13 protein-coding genes and 1 other RNA gene are annotated in these 17,336 nt (G+C 67.7%); 13 read left to right on the top strand and 1 reads right to left on the bottom strand.

Annotated elements, in window-relative coordinates:
- Window positions 1-409 precede the first annotated feature (409 nt).
- The 5 genes from ompA to ssrA all read left to right on the top strand — a co-directional run bounded on the left by ompA (window position 410) and on the right by ssrA (window position 4,619).
- The gene (gene ompA / locus ACZ50Q_RS21280) at window positions 410-991 is read left to right on the top strand and encodes an outer membrane protein OmpA (protein ID WP_076519549.1); all 582 of its coding nucleotides are present in this window, start codon (window positions 410-412) and stop codon (window positions 989-991) included.
- Between the two features lie 146 nt (window positions 992-1,137).
- Complete coding sequence (gene ubiG / locus ACZ50Q_RS21285; RefSeq protein ID WP_092577980.1) at window positions 1,138-1,866, top strand: bifunctional 2-polyprenyl-6-hydroxyphenol methylase/3-demethylubiquinol 3-O-methyltransferase UbiG; 729 nt, start codon at window positions 1,138-1,140, stop codon at window positions 1,864-1,866.
- Window positions 1,863-2,537, top strand: a complete 675-nt coding sequence (locus tag ACZ50Q_RS21290) for an HAD-IA family hydrolase (RefSeq protein WP_076519546.1) — start codon at window positions 1,863-1,865, stop codon at window positions 2,535-2,537. The genes ubiG and ACZ50Q_RS21290 overlap by 4 nt, the downstream gene beginning before the upstream one ends.
- A gap of 428 nt (window positions 2,538-2,965) precedes the next feature.
- The gene (locus tag ACZ50Q_RS21295) at window positions 2,966-4,144 is read left to right on the top strand and encodes an MFS transporter (protein WP_464079478.1); all 1,179 of its coding nucleotides are present in this window, start codon (window positions 2,966-2,968) and stop codon (window positions 4,142-4,144) included.
- Between the two features lie 86 nt (window positions 4,145-4,230).
- Window positions 4,231-4,619, top strand: a transfer-messenger RNA (tmRNA) gene (ssrA, locus tag ACZ50Q_RS21300).
- Window positions 4,620-4,712: 93 nt separating this feature from the next.
- Here the strand turns inward: ssrA and ACZ50Q_RS21305 are convergent.
- On the bottom strand, window positions 4,713-4,961 hold the full coding sequence (locus tag ACZ50Q_RS21305) for a hypothetical protein (protein ID WP_092577977.1): 249 nt from the start codon (window positions 4,959-4,961) through the stop codon (window positions 4,713-4,715).
- 471 nt (window positions 4,962-5,432) lie between these two features.
- Here ACZ50Q_RS21305 and wecB point away from each other — a divergent pair, with 471 nt between their 5' ends.
- From wecB to ACZ50Q_RS21345, 8 genes are read left to right on the top strand one after another with little or no spacing between them, the layout of a single operon-like run.
- A complete protein-coding gene (gene wecB, locus ACZ50Q_RS21310) occupies window positions 5,433-6,584 on the top strand; it encodes a non-hydrolyzing UDP-N-acetylglucosamine 2-epimerase (RefSeq protein ID WP_464079479.1) in 1,152 nt (383 codons plus the stop codon).
- 36 nt (window positions 6,585-6,620) lie between these two features.
- Complete coding sequence (locus ACZ50Q_RS21315) at window positions 6,621-8,834, top strand: hypothetical protein (RefSeq protein ID WP_464079480.1); 2,214 nt, start codon at window positions 6,621-6,623, stop codon at window positions 8,832-8,834.
- Window positions 8,835-8,853: 19 nt separating this feature from the next.
- Complete coding sequence (locus ACZ50Q_RS21320; protein ID WP_464079481.1) at window positions 8,854-10,548, top strand: glycosyl transferase family protein; 1,695 nt, start codon at window positions 8,854-8,856, stop codon at window positions 10,546-10,548.
- A complete protein-coding gene (locus ACZ50Q_RS21325) occupies window positions 10,545-13,295 on the top strand; it encodes an NfrA family protein (RefSeq protein WP_464079482.1) in 2,751 nt (916 codons plus the stop codon). Before ACZ50Q_RS21320 ends, ACZ50Q_RS21325 begins: the two co-directional genes overlap by 4 nt.
- 35 nt (window positions 13,296-13,330) lie before the next feature.
- Window positions 13,331-14,344, top strand: a complete 1,014-nt coding sequence (locus tag ACZ50Q_RS21330) for an alginate O-acetyltransferase AlgX-related protein (RefSeq protein WP_464079483.1) — start codon at window positions 13,331-13,333, stop codon at window positions 14,342-14,344.
- A 4-nt stretch (window positions 14,345-14,348) separates the two neighbouring features.
- Entirely contained in the window at window positions 14,349-15,458 is a 1,110-nt protein-coding gene (locus tag ACZ50Q_RS21335) for an alginate O-acetyltransferase AlgX-related protein (protein ID WP_464079484.1), read from the top strand.
- 9 nt (window positions 15,459-15,467) lie between these two features.
- Entirely contained in the window at window positions 15,468-17,048 is a 1,581-nt protein-coding gene (locus ACZ50Q_RS21340; protein WP_464079485.1) for an MBOAT family O-acyltransferase, read from the top strand.
- A gap of 26 nt (window positions 17,049-17,074) precedes the next feature.
- Entirely contained in the window at window positions 17,075-17,314 is a 240-nt protein-coding gene (locus tag ACZ50Q_RS21345; protein ID WP_464079486.1) for an acyl carrier protein, read from the top strand.
- The last annotated feature ends 22 nt before the right edge of the window (window positions 17,315-17,336 follow it).

Consider the following 17,336-nt stretch of genomic DNA (forward strand, 5'->3'; position numbering starts at 1 on the left):
TATAACGACAGAATCGTGTAAGGAGGAACCCGGGCCGGGTAAACAGGAAATTCTATCATTCGATTGGCGGGGCGACCTGAAGGCCGACGTGAACGCGTCTCAACCGGGCCGGAACGGGGCGACCGGAAGCGCCGCCCGGCCACGCCCACCCAAGCCCCAAGGGCCTGTTGTCAAAAACCAACATGGGAAACGGAAGGAGCGCCGAAAACGTCATATCCAGCATTAATGCGCCTGTCCAGGGAAGCCAAAGCCCCCCAAATGCCTTAAGATTGTTTCCAGCACGCAGGAAACCCAGTAGCTATTCCTTTGAACCAGCTCTTGGCGTTGCTATACTGGCCCCGTTTTCCTGATATGCGGCGGGGGTTCGCTGCGAGTCACTTATCCAGCTTCAAGCTCAACGAGGAGAAACATGAACAAACCCTCCAAATTCGCTCTGGCGCTCGCCTTCGCCGCCGTCACGGCCTCTGGTGTAGCTTCCGCGCAAACCGTGGACAACTGGCGCAACCCGTTCGGTGACGTTTGGAAGAACGGCACGAACGAATTGTGCTGGCGCGATGCCTTCTGGACCCCGGCCACCGGCATCCCCGGCTGCGACGGCGTCCCGGTTGCCCAACAGAAGGCGAAGCCGGCCCCGATGGCGGCAAAGGTCGTGTTCAATGCTGACACGTTCTTCGACTTCGACAAGTCGGTCCTGAAGCCTGAAGGTCGCCAACTGCTGCAGCAAGTCGCTCAGCAAGTTCGCACGATCGATCTGGAAACCATCATCGCCGTCGGCCACACCGACTCGATCGGTACCGAACAGTACAACCAGAAGCTGTCCGAGCGCCGCGCCGCTTCGGTCAAGGCTTACCTGGTCAGCCTCGGCATCGACCCCAACCGTATCTACACGGAAGGCAAGGGCGAACTGCAGCCGATCGCTTCCAACAAGACGAAGGAAGGTCGCGCCCAGAACCGTCGCGTTGAGATCGAAATCGTGGGTAGCCGCAAGTAATTGCCGGACTAGCTACAATAAGGGGGCCTCGCATAGCGAGGCCCTTTTTTTCGCCGGCAATGCACCCAACTGGTGCAATGCCGCGCCCTCCTCGCCTTGTGCGCTGGACCCCTCTATATATAGAGCTGCCTTACGCCGGACTGCCCATGAACACGCAATCTCACGACACCGCGCAAGCCTCCATCAACGCCGACCAGGCTGAAATCGACAAGTTCAGCGCCCTGGCCAGCCGCTGGTGGGACCCCGAAAGCGAGTTCAAGCCGCTGCATGCGATCAATCCGCTGCGGCTGGAATGGATCCAGGAATGCGCGGGCAGCCTTGCCGGACGCAAGGTGCTGGACGTGGGCTGCGGGGGCGGCATCCTGTCCGAATCCATGGCCCGCGGCGGCGCCGACGTGACCGGCATCGACCTGGCCGACAAGTCCCTGAAGATCGCACGCCTGCATGGCCTGGAATCCGGCGTGAAGGTGGAGTATCGCAAGGTGCCCGTGGAGGAACTGGCTGTCGAGCAGCCCGGCCAATACGACGTGGTGACCTGCATGGAAATGCTGGAGCATGTGCCGGACCCCGCCTCGATCGTGCGCGCTTGCGCCACGCTGGTCAAACCCGGCGGCTGGGTCTTCTTTTCGACGCTGAACCGAAACCCGAAGTCGTTCCTTTTTGCGATCATCGGTGCGGAATACGTGTTGCGTCTGTTGCCTCGTGGCACGCACACCTACGACCAGTTCATCAAGCCGAGCGAGCTGTCGGCGGCGGCGCGCGGCGCGGGCCTGGAACCAGTAAGCATGCGCGGCATGGAATACAACCCGATCACCCAGATCTACACACTGTCGTCCGACACGTCGGTCAACTACCTGATGGCTACCCGCAAATGAGCGCCCTGATCCTGTTCGATTTCGACGGCACCCTGGCCGACACCGCCCCCGACCTGGCCGCCGCCGCAAACCGCCAGCGCACCCGTCGCGGGCTGGAGCCGATGGCCTACGAGGCGCTGCGGCCCGTGGCCTCGCAGGGCGCGCGCGGGCTGTTGCGGGTGGCGCTCGACCTGCAGCCCGGCGACCCGGATTACGAGCCGACGCGGCTGCAGTTCCTGGAAGACTACGCCGCCAGTTCGACGGTGCACAGCAAGCTCTTTCCTGGCATCGAAGACCTGCTGGCCGACATCCGCGGCCGCGGCATGTCCTGGGGCATCGTCACCAACAAGGTCACCTACCTGACCTTGCCCATCGTCGAATTCCTGGACCTGACGCGCGACAGCGCCGTGCTGGTCTGCGGCGACACCACCGCCCACGCCAAGCCGCATCCCCTGCCTTTGCAGCACGCCGCGCGCGAGGCGGGCTTTGCGACCGATCGCTGTGTCTACGTCGGCGATGACCTGCGCGACATCCAGGCCGCGCACGCCGCGGGCATGCCGGCCGTGGCGGCCGCCTACGGCTACGTCGGCGAAGACGACGACGTCATTGCGTGGCAGGCGGAAACCTGCGCCCACTCGCCCGCGGACCTGTGGTCCGCCATCGAACCGCTGCTGCCGCGCGACCTGCGCTGACGCGCACCCCAGGCCCGCCCCCTGGCGGCCTGGTGCGGCGCCGGCGTGTCGGCTTCGTCCGCGACGATCCGCCTTCCTTGCGGCCCCACCTCTTTTCGCCGTGGGGCGTCTGTGCCGCCTCGGATTGTCCAGGCCGATTAGCGCTTCGGGCCGACTAATCTATCCGGATGCCGAGGGTTTATCCGGCAGCCCATGTCCCCTACAGTGTGAACCGTGCATGGCGCTCCGGATTTTCCCGGATTGCATGCTTACCGGCCCGTGCCGGCGTTGCGGCTTTTCCAGGCCGCAACGAATTCGATGCCGGCGGGCCCTGCGCCTGCCGCCCCTGCCCCGCCATCGCCAGGCGGCGCACCTCTCTGACCGCTGGACCACACACTCCACCTCCCTGACCGCGCGGCGCCATTCGGCGTCGCGTCCTAGGAATGCCCATGCTTTTGCCTATCTTGCTTCTGTCCGCTGCCGGCTTCACCATCCTGACCACCGAATTCCTGATCGTGGGGCTGCTGCCCGCCCTGGCCCGCGACCTGGACGTGACGGTTTCCCAGGCCGGCTTGCTGGTGACCCTGTTTGCCTTCACCGTCGCGGCGACCGGCCCCCTGTTGACCGCCCTGATGGCGAACCTGGAACGCAAGCGCCTCTTCATTGGCGTGCTTGCGCTGTTTGGCCTGTCCAATGCCCTGGCGGCCGTGGCGCCCAACATCTGGGTCATGGCGATCGCCCGCTTCGTGCCGGCGCTGGCTCTGCCGGTGTTCTGGTCGCTTGCCAGCGCCACCGCGGTGGAAATCGTCGGACCGGCGCGGGCCGGACGGGCCATTTCGACGGTCGCCTTTGGCATCGTGGCGGCCACGGTGTTCGGCATTCCCATCGGCGTCCTGATCTCGGACGCATTCGGATGGCGCGCCGCGTTCTGGGTGCTGTCGGTCGTGGCATTCGCCAAAGCCCTGCTGCTGCTCGTCGCCTTTCCCAAAACCCGCGTCCGCACCGAGAATGTGCGCCTCGTCACGCAGGTGCGCATCCTGCGCAACCCCATGGTGGTGGGCCACGTGCTGCTGTCGCTGCTGGTGTTCACGGGCATGTTCACGGCCTACACGTATCTGGCGGACATGCTGGAACGGCTGGCTGGCTTTGACGGCGAGACGGTGGGCTGGACGATGATGGCGTTTGGCGCGGTCGGCCTGGTCGGCAACACTTTGGGCGGGCGGATCGTGGACCGCAGCCCGCTGGGCGCCACGAGCCTGTTCTCGGCGCTGATGGCGGTGGGTCTGGCGTTCGTCGCGCCGGTCATGCAGTCGCCCGGCCTGCTCGCCGTGGCGCTCGGGATCTGGGGCATTGCGCAGGCCGCGCTATTCATCGTGTGCCACGTACGGCTGATGAAGTCCGCCCCCGACGCGCCCGCATTTGCCGCATCCCTGAACATTTCCGGCGCCAATATCGGCATCGGGCTGGGCGCGGTCGTGGGCGGGCATGTGATCGACCAGTACGGGCTGGCGACTCTGGGCTGGGCCGCCGCTGCGATCGTGGGCATGTCCGTGGCCCTGGCGGCGCTGATGATGGCGGCGTCGCGCGCCGGCCGGCCATCCAAGGCCGAGTGCGCGAATGCAGCCTGAACCGGACGCCTCACCCGCGCCACACCGGCAATGATGGGCCGCGCCCATGGCGGGCTATTGCGTTTGCCAGTACAATAGAAGTTCTTGGGGCCGATCCGGATTCGACGTGGGTCGCGAAACAACTCAGGGCATGCCGAGCACCAGTACGCTCGTTAAACCACTGGAACACTACAAACGCCAACGACGAGCGTTTCGCTCTCGCCGCTTAAGCGGTGAGCCGCTGCACTGATCTGTCCTTGGGTCAGGCGGAGGAAGGCAACTTCCTAGGGGGGTAACCCTCGAACCGCAGCAGCGACATTCACAAGGAATCGGTCTGCGCTGGGGTCACACGGCTCAGATTTAAATTACGTGAATCGCTTTGGTCCGGCCTGTCGGTTGGCTAAGTCCAAAGTTAAAACCAAATAAATCGACTACGCATGTAGAACTGGTTGCGGAGGGCTTGCGGACGGGGGTTCAATTCCCCCCGGCTCCACCAAATTCCGTTCAGCAACGTCAGCTGAAACAAGAAATCCTCAAGGATGCAAATCCTTGAGGATTTTTTTCGTCCCGGCGGGCCGCAGCCCCGCAGTCATTGCCGGTTGACCCAATCCTGTGCGCCTTCGATGAACCACGGCAGGTTCAGCCGTTCGCCCTCTCCGGACTGGATGGTCAGGCGCTGGCCGGAGGGATTGGGGTTGGTGGCGGACGGGGGCGAGTCCAGGGGACGGCTGCGGTAGTCCAGGTCGGTTCGCTGGGGCTGCGTGTCGGCGCAGGCGGTGATCGAGGCGAATGCCGCGATGGCGAGGACCAGCCGCAGCGCTACGTGGGGAGTCTTCATGGTGTTCGGGTTCCTGCTGGCGGCACGGGCCGGGGTGCCGGGCAATCTAGGCCGCTACCCTTAACCTTACTCGCAATCGGGCGCCCTGCGGGCGCCCCGTCCCTGTGGCGCGTCGACCACAAATGGCCCGGCCGGACCGACCGCCGTCTGTATCAGTATTTCACCGGCCCGCGCCGGCCAGGATACGCAACGCGACCGGGGAAGGCCCATTGCGGCCTAAGCCCCGACCCGATGCAACTGAAATAGGTTGTTTCACGCCATCAGCCCTCCTCGCGGTAACGCCGCGCCGCTGATCGGACCCCGAATTTGGCCGCCAAACCCGCATGGGCATTGGGAAACCGAAAGGCGGCCTGAGTCAGGGAGACGGACCAGTCCATGGAATGGCTCGACATAATCCGACACATATTACGAATGCTTTCAAGACACAATGAACGCCAAAAATGCCACCGGCGCTGGAGGCCCGTTCGCGCTATGAAAGTCCTGTCGATATTTGGCACGCGCCCGGAGGCCATCAAGATGGCGCCGCTGGTCACGGCGCTGCAGCGCGAGCCGACGATCCATAGCGTGGTCTGCGTGACCGGACAACATCGGGAGATGCTGGACCAGGTGCTGACGCTATTTGACCTGAAGGCGCAGCACGACCTGGACATCATGGTGCCCAACCAGTCGCTGAACGGCTTGTATGCCCGCCTGATCAGCCGCGTCGACGGCGTGCTGGAAGCGGAGAAGCCCGATTGCGTGCTGGTGCATGGCGACACGAGCACGGCGTCGGCCTGCGCGCTGGCGTCGTTTCACCGGCGCGTGCGCATCGGGCACGTGGAGGCGGGACTGCGCACGGGCAATCTGGCGATGCCCTTCCCCGAGGAAATGAACCGCCGCGTGGTCGATGCGGTGGGCGACCTGCTCTTCGCGCCGACCGCGGAATCGCGCGGCAATCTGCTGCGCGAGAACCTGGCCGGGAGCATCACGGTGACCGGCAATACGGTGATCGACGCGCTGGCGATGACCTGCGCCAAGCTGACCGCCGGCGGCGCGCTGGACCATGCGCTGCGGACCCGGTACGCCTGGCTGGACCCGAGCCGGCGGCTGCTGCTGGTGACCGGACACCGGCGCGAGAGTTTCGGCGAGGGGTTTCGCAACATCTGCGCGGCGCTGGCGGAACTGGCCCGGCGGCCGGACCTGCAGATCGTCTATCCGGTCCACTTGAACCCCCAGGTGCGCGGCGTGGTGATGAGCGAGTTGTCCGGACGGCCGAACGTGCACCTGATCGAGCCTCTGGATTACCTCGACTTCGTCTGGTTCATGCGGCGGTCCCACCTGATCCTCACCGATTCCGGCGGCGTGCAGGAAGAGGCGCCCTACCTGGGCAAGCCGGTGCTGGTGATGCGCGACGTCACGGAGCGGCCCGAAGCGGTGCGGGCCGGCACGGTGGCGCTGGTGGGCACCGATGTGCGCCGCATCGTCGGCGAGGTCGGCCGGCTGCTCGATGACCCCGCGCTGCACGGCGCCTTTTCGCGCCGGATCAATCCGTATGGCGACGGCAAGGCCAGCCAGCGCATTGTGGATGCGCTCTGCGCGCGCCCCGTGGCGGAATTCGATCCCTACGCCACCCCGCCTGTCTGAACCCCTGCCGCGACGCCTTTCCTGCCTGGAGCCTTCATGCCCCTCTCTTCACGAGCCTCCGACCTTCGCGCGTTGTGCCTCGCCCTGGCCGCGGCTGGACTGCTGGCGCCGCTGGGCGCGCTTGCCAGTCCGGCCGGCGACGCCTTGCGCCGCCTGCAAAGCGACGTCCTGGTGACGCGCAGCGCCACGCTGGAAGACCTGGGCATCACCGAGCCCGTCGTGCTGAGCAACAGCGATGCGCGGCAGGAGTTCTATCTGCCGGTGCCGCGCGGCGTGCCGATCGCGGATGCCACGCTGGATTTCGATGCGCGCTACACCAAGGGCGAACCGGGCCGGACCAGCATGGTGCTGTGGCTCGACGGCGTGCCTCAGGTTGCGCAGCGCATCGCGGATGGCGACGGGTCGGCCAGCCGCGCCTTGCGCGTCGCCCCCCGTATCCGCGAATCGGGTTTTCTGCGCGTGGGCGTGGACTGGCAATCCGACATCGCGCGGCGCCAATGTGAAAGCAACCGCGCCACGGGCAATGCGCTGACGATCTCGCCGCAGACGCGGCTGAGCTACCGCTACGACGCCTCCGCGATCCACAGCCTGGACGATGCCTGGGGCTCGCTGCCCGCCCGGCCCGTGCTCATGGTCGCCGGCCGCAAGCTGGACCAGCAGGCCTTCGACAGCGCCTGGCGCCTGGGCGTGGCGATGGAGCGCGGCGGCAAGCGGGTGGCGGTCAAGGCCTTCCCGTCGGTAGGCGACGAGGTCGACACGCGCGGCCTGCAGGTTCCCGCGGGGCTGGCGCAGGTGCCGGCGTTTGCCGCGGTGGCCGGCAAAGAAACGCACACGCTCGCCAACCCTGCGGAAATCGGCGCCCTGCTGGTGATGGGCGCGCCGTCCGTGGCCGGCGACGTGGTGATTGCCGATGCCGCGCTCGGCACGAAATACAACGAGGCGCTGGACGCCCTGCAGGCGCAGCTTGCCTCGGACGCTGACGCCGCGGACGCCTTCAAGGCGTGGCGCCAGCAGCGCATGCCGCTGGCGGGCGCCGCACTGCCGTCCCGAACGATCCGCCTTGCGCCCCTGGGCGGGCAGGCGGTGATCGCCGTGGCGCCCGACGCGGGCGCGCAGGGCGCGGGCGTGTTCGACACCGCCTGGCGCCGCATCCTGGCCAGCCGCCAGGTGCAGGTGCAGACGGCCACACCGCCGCAATCGATGCCGGACGGCGGCGTGCGCCTGTCCAGCCTGGGCGGCTCGTCGGCGAGCTTTGACGTGGTGGCGCGTGGCGACTGGAACGCGGCTTTCCCGCTGGCCGCCGTGACCGCCGCCGGCCGCGTGCCGGACGAGCTGATCATGGACGTGGCGGCCGCGCCCGGCGCATCGTCGACGCGTCCGGTGGCGTCCGTGTTCTGGAACGGCATCCTGCTGGGCGCCCGGCAACTGGAAGCCGACGGGCAGCCGGAACGCCTGACCGCGCGTGTGCCCGCCTATGCGCTGGGCGTAACCAACACCGTGCGCGTGACCTTCCAGCGCCAGCCCGTGTCCGTGGACTGCAATGAGATTCCACAGGGCTTTCCCGTCAACGTGCTGCCGACCAGCTATGTGAAGCCGGGGAAGGCGCAGCCGGACGGCACGTTCGTGGGCCTGCTGCCGCTGATGGCCGGCTCGCCCCAGGTGCTGATTCCGGACAGCTATCTGGCCGACGCGCCCGACAACATCAAGCGCGTGATCGGCATCGCGGCGGCCAGCGGCGTATCGGCCACGCGCGCCGAGCTGTCGGTCTCTCCCGCGGGCCAGCCGGTCAAACCGGCGCGCCCCTTCCTGGCGATGGAATTGCCGGTGGAAGGCGCCAAGGCCGCGGTCCAGGTCACCGAGCGCAAGCAGTTGCAGGTGGCCGGCAAGGACACGACGTGGCTGGACATTGCCGGCCTCACCCGCCTGAGCACCGCCGAAGTGGTCAGCGCGGGCGGCCAGGACGGCATCCTGTGGCACACGCTGGGGCAGCAGCCGGGCATGACGGACGCCCCCTTCGTGCTCAATCGCGGCAACATCGCGCTCATCGGCGCGGCGGGTCCGGTGGCGTGGATCGACAGCGCCAACCCGGACGCGAGCCATCCGCCCGGCGCGGGCGAGACCGCCTTTTTCGAGTGGCGCCGCTATATCTCGTGGAGCGTGCCGGCCGTCAGCATCAGCCTGCTGGTGCTGCTGCTGATCCTGATCCTGGCGATGCGCGTGAGCCGCAGGAAGAAGAAGGAACCCCGGTAATCCGAAAGGACCAGGCGCCATGTCCTCGCTTTACTGGCCCTACCTGATCGCGGACTACTACCGCGGCCTGGAGGTCGTCACCGCCGTGGTGGGCGTGATCATCCTGCTGTCCAGCCTGGATGATCTGTTCATCGACGGCTGGTACTGGGTGCGCGAGCTGTGGCGGTCGCTGACCATCAAGCGCCGCTACACGCCGCTGACCGCCGCGCAGCTTCGCGCCAAGGAAGAGCAGCCGCTCGCGATCATGGTGCCGGCCTGGCTGGAATACGACGTGATCGCGTCGATGCTGGAGACCATGGTGTCGACGCTGGAATACAAGAACTACATGATCTTTGCCGGCACCTACCGGAACGACGAGCGCACGATCAAGGAAGTGGAGCGGATGCGGCGGCGCTACCGCCAGCTGGTCCGCGTGGAAGTGCCGCACGACGGCCCGACCTGCAAGGCGGATTGCCTGAACTGGATCGTGCAGGCGATCTTTGCGCAGGATGCCAAGCAGCCCGTGCCGTTTGCCGGCGTGATCCTGCACGACAGCGAGGACGTGCTGCACCCGCTGGAACTCAAGTACTACAACTACCTGCTGCCGCGCATCGACTTCATCCAGCTTCCCGTGACGTCGCTGGAGCGGCACTGGTACGAGCTGGTGGCGGGCACCTACATGGACGAGTTCGCGGAATGGCACACCAAGGACCTGGTGGTGCGCGAGAGCCTGTCCAAGATGGTGCCGTCCGCGGGCGTGGGCACGTGCTTTTCGCGCCGCGCGCTGCTGGAGCTGGCGGCCGAGACGAACAACCAACCGTTCAACACGGACACGCTGACCGAGGACTACGACATCGGCGCGCGGTTGGCCCAGCGCGGCATGCGCCAGATCTTCGGCAAATTCCCCGTCGAATACGTGACGCGCCGCCAGTCCTGGTTCGGCATGGGCAAGGAACGCGTCGCGCCCCTGCGCATGCCGCTGGGCGTGCGCGAGTATTTTCCCAACACGTTCCGTACCGCCTACCGGCAGAAGGCGCGCTGGACGCTGGGGATCGGCCTGCAAGGCTGGCAGCAGGTGGGATGGACGGGATCGCTCGCGACCCGGTACCTGCTGTTCCGCGACCGCAAGGGCCTGGTCACGTCCTTTATTGCGATCCTGGCCTATGTGCTGCTGGCCAATTTCTTTGTCTTTTACCTGGCCGACCTGTTTGGCTGGTGGACGGTGTACTACCCCTCTTACTTCCGGCCCGGCGGCTGGCTGGTGACGCTGATGTGGGCCAATGCCGTCGCGCTGCTGCTGCGCGTGGTGCAGCGCGCCTATTTCGTCGGGCGGATGTACGGCTGGGAACATGCCCTGCTGTCGATTCCCCGGATGATCGTGGGCAACTTCATCAACGCCATGGCGGCGGCGCGGGCCTGGCGTTTGTTCATCGGCCACCTGATCACGGGCAAGCGGCTGGCGTGGGACAAGACCATGCACGACTTCCCGTCCACGGACCAGCTCGCGCAGCAGCGCCAGCGGCTGGGCGAGCTGCTGCTGTCCTGGCAGGCGATCGACCAGTCCACGCTGGAACGGGCGCTGGAGATCCAGGCCCGCGAGAACAAGCCGCTGGGCCAGATCCTGACCGAACAAGGCTGGCTGGACGAAGGCACGCTGCACGAAGCCATCCAGTTCCAACAGGCCGGACAAGGCGAACCGCCCGCCGCCCCCGGCACCAAACCCGCTGCGCCATGATGTCTCTTCCCCGATCGCTCGTTCTGTCCGCCGCCCTGGCCTGTGCCTGGGCCGCGGCGCCTGCGGGCGTCCAGGCCCAGGCCAGGACCGAAGCGCCGCTGGAAGGCGCCGCGTGGCAGTTCGCCGACGAGGGCTACAAGAACTACGACGCGGGCAACTATGCGCTGGCGCAGCAGCAGGCCGAATCGGCCATCGTGCTGCGCCCCGACGTCGAGCGCCTGCGGCTGCTGTTGATCTATTCCCTGCAGAAGCAGGGCAAGATCCAGGAAGCCGACAAGGCGGCCGCCGACGCCATCGCCAGCGGCCTGGACACGCCCGCCCTGCGCCAGGCGCGCGCCAACCTGCGGCCCGCCGCGGCCCGGCCTGACGTGGCGCGGCCTGACGCGGCCCGACCGGCCGCCGCAGCCAGGCCTGCCAGCGCCTACCAGCGCGGCTTTCCGATCGCCACCCGCGCCTACGCGGACTACAACCGCGCGGACTACCCCGCGGCCGAGCACGGCGCCGAACGCGCGTTCCGGATCGATCCCAAACAAGGCGCCTGGGCCATGCTGTGGCTGGACGCGCTGGAAGCGCAAGGCAAATACGCCGAGGCCGAGGCGGCGGCCGCCCGGGCGCTGGCGCTGGGCGCGCCCAACCGGAATGACCTGGCCGCGCGCCAGCAGACGCTCAAGCGCCGGATGGCGGTCAAGCCGGCCGAGGCGGGTTACCAGGCGCTGATCGCCAACCGCCCGGGCGACGCCGTGCCGCTCGCGCGGCAGGCCGTCGCGCTGGCTCCGGAAAGTCCCAGCCACCGCCTGCTGCTGATCACCGCCCTCATGCTGGACAACCAGCTCGACGCGGCGGAGCGGGCCGCCACGGACGCCATGCTGCAGGACGACGAGAATACGGTCGCGCTGCTGATGCGCGGCTATCTGCGCCAGCGCCAGGGCAAGACGCAAGAGGCCGACGCGGACTTCGACGCGGCGCTCGGCCAGGACTGGCTGGACGACGAACAGCGGCGCAACGTGCGCCTGATCGCGGCCGACGCGGCGCTGGCGGCCGGCGAAAACGCGCGCGCGCTGGCGCTGGTCGAACCGCTGGGCGGCAAGGATGAGGCGGCGGCGCAGCGCATCAAACGCGCGCGCGCCCGCCCCGCCATTCCCGCCACCCTGACGCTGGCCAACTATCCCGCCCCGGTGCAGGACTGCCGCGACACGCCCTACGGCACGTCCTGCGAGCTGTTGCCGTCGGACGCCGCGGGCAGCGGCGGTCCCGCGTCGCTGGCCTATGCCGCCTATGCGCGCGAGGATTACCCGGAAGCGATCCGCCAGGCGCGCAAGGCGGTCGAGCAGGACCCCGCCAACAAGGAGTACCAGCGCCTGCTGACCACCACGCTGGCGGCCGGCAGCCCCGCGCAGCTGGCCGAGGCCAATGCCCGCATGAGCGAGGCCCTGGCCGCGCAGCCCGACGATCCCGCGCTGCTGATGCAGCGCGGCTACCTGCACCAGCGCATGCGCCAGCCCGGACTGGCGCTGCAGGACTTCCAGGCCGCGCGCGCCACCGGCAAGGCCCCGCCCACGGTGATCCTGGACGAAGGCTATGCGCTGGCCGGCACGGGCGACAAGCGGGGCGCCGTGGATCGGCTCAAGGAAGCCATCGACGAGAACGATGCGGGCAAGCTCGATCTGACGCCCCAGCAGCGATTCGATACGCGCAATGCCATCGGCGGCCTGGCGCGCGAATGGGGCGGCTATTTCTCGGCCGGCTACCGCGGCGCGCGGCCGGCGTCGTCCGGGCTGGGCGGCGCGGCCATCACGGTGCCCGGGGACGCCGTGTTCAGCACCGCCGAGATCTTCTGGCGGCCGTCGGATTTCCTGAATTCGTCGACGCGCACCTTCGAACTCTATGGCCGCCTGTCCAATACCCTGTACGACAAGGGCGGCAGGACCGCCAGCCAGACCGTGTCCGATCCGTGCGGCGGCACCGTCGACATCCAGGAAGCCACCAACCAGGGCATCTCCGGCATTCCCACGACCATCGGCTCGCTGGGCATGCGATTCACCCCGTCAACCGAAGTGGGCGTGACGTTCGGTCTGGAGCGCCAGTTCAACCTGGGCAGCGCCACGCGCCGCGGCACGTTCAGCCCCGACCCGGCGGCGCTGCGCTGCGCGCTCAACCGCGACAACCAGACCGCGCACTACCAGACGGATGCCGGCAGCGGCGGCTGGCTGGCCTATGTGACCTACGGACTCTATGAAGGCACCACGCTGCGCATCGACCGTCCCGACTGGTTCACGATGGAGGGCTACGTCCAGGCCGGTTATTCGTGGCAGGACATGCCCGCGAAGTTCTGGCTGCGCGACAACGCGACGGGCGTGGACGGAGAAAAGTCGTCGGGCCGCTTGAAGCGCGACCAGGCCTTCGGCGCCGGCGAACTGCGCGTGGGCCGCAGCTACCGCGTGGACGCGATCAGCGAACGCCTGGTGTTCTTTCCGTACGCGGTGATCGGCGCGGACTGGCTGTGGAACAAGAACCGGGTGACGGGCTTTGACATCGACGGTTCCGACTCCTACCGGCTGCTGGGCGACAACGCCTCGTGGTCGATGGGCGCCGGCCCGGGCTTCAACTTGCGCTACTGGTTCCGGGAAGACCACTACACCGCGCCCATGTCCTATCTGGACCTGACGACCCAATACCGTTTCAACATCGGCGGCGGGCAGGCCGACCGGGCCAAGGGCCTGTTCATCAATCTGACCCTGTCGTACTGACGGCACACCGACCCGCATCAAAGGAGAGTCTTCGCATGCACCTCGCAAACCGCCTCCCGAAGCGCGCCCTGCCCGGCCTGGCCCGCGCGCTGGCGTCGGCCGCCCTGATGGCGGCCTGCGCCGCCGCCGCGCAGGCGCAGCAGGCCCCGCAGGCATCGTCCATCGTGATCCAGGGCAAGGACAACTGGCTATTCCCCGGCTGGGGCAGCCTGACGCAGGTGGACATGCGCGGCATCGACGCGTCCACGCAGCTCGTGCGCGAGACGCGCGACGCGCTGGCGGCCAGGGGCATCCAGCTCGAAGTGCTGGTGCTGCCGGACAAGACGCTGTTCTATCAGGACAAGCTGCCGGACGGCAAGGCGCTCAGCGCCGACGTGAAGAAGCGCTACCAGACCATCCAGGACAAGCTCCGGCAGGCCGGTATTTCCACCATCGACGACGAGGCGGTGCTGCAGCGGGTCAAGAACGGCGGCCAGGACGTCTTCTACCGCACCGACCAGCACTGGACGCAGGCGGCCGCCGACGCCACCGCCGAAGCGATGGCGCAGCGTATCGAACAGGACGTGAAGACGCTAGCCGGCAAGCCCGGCACGGGCATGCAGTTGGGCAGCGTCGTCAACGAGCGCCGCTATGGCGATCTGGCCGAGCTCTTTCTCACGCCGGACCAGCGCAAGCAGGCAGGCCGCGAAACCTTCACGGTGCGGCGCCAGGCCGAGGGCCAGAGCCTGCTGGACGACACGCCGGCGCCCGTGCATGTCACCGGCCACAGCATGGTGCAGCCCTACTTCGGCTTTCCGCAGAAGCTGTCCAATGCCCTGGACCGCCCGGTGTCGGTGAACTGGAAGCCCGGCAACGTGGGCCACTGGGTCATGCTGCTGGAGTACCTGGAGTCGCCGGCGTTCAAGCAGAACAAGCCCCAGGTGCTGGTCTGGCAGATGTTCGAGCCCACCTACGCGCAGGGCCCGGACGCCCGCGGGCTGTGGGACAACGCCTCCCTCATGAGCGCCGACGCCTGGCGCGCCCGCATGAAAGCGGCGCTCGGGAAATAGGCGCGTGAAACCGTCGGACCAACCGGACACTGCCGGCCGCCCGGACGCCGGCCACCGTCTTACCGCCTGCGTCGTCGCCATCCTGCTGGCGGCCGGCCTGGGCTGGGGCGGTTGGCGGCTGGCGCAGGCCCGCCTCTCGGGGGCCGACGTGGCGCCGTCCGCCTGGCTGGACGGTTCGGCGGGCGCCGTGCTGAACCGGGCGCTGGCCTTGCCGCGCCAGGCCGACGTCGACACCTGGAACGCCGCGCTGCGTTATCGGCTCCTGGGCGACCTGGGCGATCAGGTTGCGATGGGCTGCCCGCAATGGCTGTTCTACCGCGACGGCCTGCGGCCCCCGCCCGGCGTGCACGTCTTCAATGAACGTCTGCGGCTGATGCGGCATTGGGTGCGGGAACTGCGCGCCAAGCAGGTCCAGGTGCTGGTCGTCGCGGTGCCCGACAAGTCGCGCATCGAATCCGGCCAGCTTTGCGGCCTGCCGGTGTCGCAACCGATGCGCCAGGTCCTGGACGACTGGCAGGCGGCGCTGCGCGCGGACGGCGTGCCCTTCGTGGACCTGCGCGAGGCGCTGCGGGCGGCCCCCGCGCCCCGCTTTTTCCGCACCGACGTGCACATGAACGCCCAGGGCGCGCAGGCCGCCGCCGCGCGGGTGGCCGAGGCGGCGCTGCCCCTGCTGGGCGGCGCGGGCACGCAGGCGTTCAAGACCGATCCGGCGCCCGCGCCGCAGCCGCGCATGGGAGACCTGATCGTGCTGGCGGGCCTGGAGCGCGCGCCGCCCGGCTGGCGGCCCGACCTGGAGCAGGTGTCGGAAGCGAAGATCGAGCCGGTGCGCGGCGGCGGCCTGCTGGACGAGCCGGCGCCGGTGGACGTGCTGCTGGCGGGCACCTCGAACGGCCGCCGCAGCCAGTTCGCCGAACGCCTGGGCATGGGGCTGGGCCGCGAGGTGTGGAACATGAGCCTGGACGGCGGACAGTTCTCGGGCGCGTTGACGATGGCGCTGAACCAGCGCGCGCAGTGGCCCGCCAGCCTGAAGCTCGTGATCTGGGAGTTCTCGGAGAACGCCCTGTCGCTGCCGCTGACCGCGGACGAAATCGCCCTGCTGGCCCGCATCCCGTAGCGAACCGACATGCTATTCAATTCCTACCTGTTCCTGTTCATCTTCCTGCCCGTCACGCTGGCGGCGTACTACGCGCTGGGGCCGCTGAACGTGCGGCTGGCGGCGTTGTGGCTGTGCCTGACCTCGCTGGTCTTCTATGGCTGGTGGAATCCGCAGTTCGTCGTGCTGCTGGCCGGTTCCATCGCCTTCAATTACATCGTCAGCCAATTGATATTGCACTTCGCCGGGCGGCCCCGGCTGCAAGGGCTGATCGTGGGCCTGGGCGTGGGCGCCGACCTGGCGCTGCTGTTTCACTACAAGTATTTCGCGACGCTGCTGAACTTCCTGAACGACCTGGGCATGACGGCATCGACGGCGGACGACATCATCCTGCCGCTGGGCATTTCGTTCTTCACGTTCACGCAGATCGGCTACCTGCTGGACTGCAAGGCGGGCGTGGTGAAGGAACGCAGCCTGCTGAGCTACGTGCTCTTCGTGACCTTCTTTCCGCACCTGATCGCCGGCCCCATCCTGCATCACAAAGAGATGATGCCGCAGTTCGCGCAGCCGGAGAATTACCGGTTCCGGGCCGAAAACCTCTCGGTGGGCGCGATGCTGTTCGTGATCGGGCTGGCCAAGAAGGTGCTGCTGGCCGACGGCATCGCGCCGTATGCGGATGCCGGGTTCGCGGCGCCGGGCGAGCTGCAGTTCTTCGGCGCGTGGGGCGCCAGCCTCTGCTATGCGCTGCAGCTCTATTTCGATTTCTCGGGCTATTCGGACATGGCGCTGGGCCTGGCCAAGATGTTCGGCATCCGCTTCCCGCTGAACTTCAATTCGCCCTACAAGGCCGGCAACATCATCGAATTCTGGGCACGCTGGCACATGACGCTGACGCGCTACATCACCGCCTATCTGTACTACCCGGTAGCGGTGGCCGTGAACAAGTGGCGCACGAACCGCAACCTGCCGGTGGGCTCGGCGGGCCTGAAGACGCCGGGCGGCTTTGCGGGCAGCATCGCGTTGCCCACGCTCTTCACGATGACGCTGGCGGGCGTGTGGCACGGAGCGGGCTTCCAGTTTGTCGTGTTCGGCCTGCTGCACGCGATGTACCTGTCGGTGAACCATGCGTGGCGCATCTTCGTGGTGGGCCGCAAGCCCGCGGCGGCGCGCAACACCCATCCGGCCACGCGCGCGCTCTGCGTGCTGGTGACCTTTGTCGCGGTGCTGGTTGCGCAGGCGTTTTTCCGCGCCCACGGGGTGGGCGATGCGGTGCTGCTGCTGCAGGGCATGGCGGGCGCGCGCGGCCTGGAAGCGCTGGACCTGTCCACGCATGTCTCGGGCCTGGCGGCAGGCGATGCGTGGCGCCTCGTCGCCGGCCATCACCTGCAGTTCATCTACGCCGCCGTGCTGCTGGGCATCGCGTGGTTCACGCCCAATTCGCACCAGATCCTGGGCCGCTGGTCGCCCGCCCTTTTCAAGCCGCACGAGGCCCCGCAGGCCTTCATGCGCTGGCGCCCCAACCTCGCCTGGATGGCGGTCATGCTGGCGCTGCTGGTTTTCTGCCTGGTCAACCTGCACAAGGAAACCCGGTTCCTTTACTTCCAATTCTGACCGCACACACGGTCGCGGAGCATTCCATGGACATCAACGCTATCGAAGCCAAAGTGGCGCAACTCGTCGAAGGCATCATCCTCACCCAGGTCGACCCCGACACGCTGCTGATCGAATCGGGCCTGGTCGACTCGCTGGCCGCCGTCGACGTGGCGCTCGCCGTGGAGCGTGAGTTCGGCTGCAAGATCCCGCCCACCGAGATCGACGTGCACCTGGAATCGGTGCACACGCTGGCCGCCTTCATCGCGCAGCACGGCCGCGCCTAGCGCGCGCCGAGCGGAGGGCCGG

It is taken from the genome of Achromobacter sp. T5-5, from assembly GCF_055397965.1.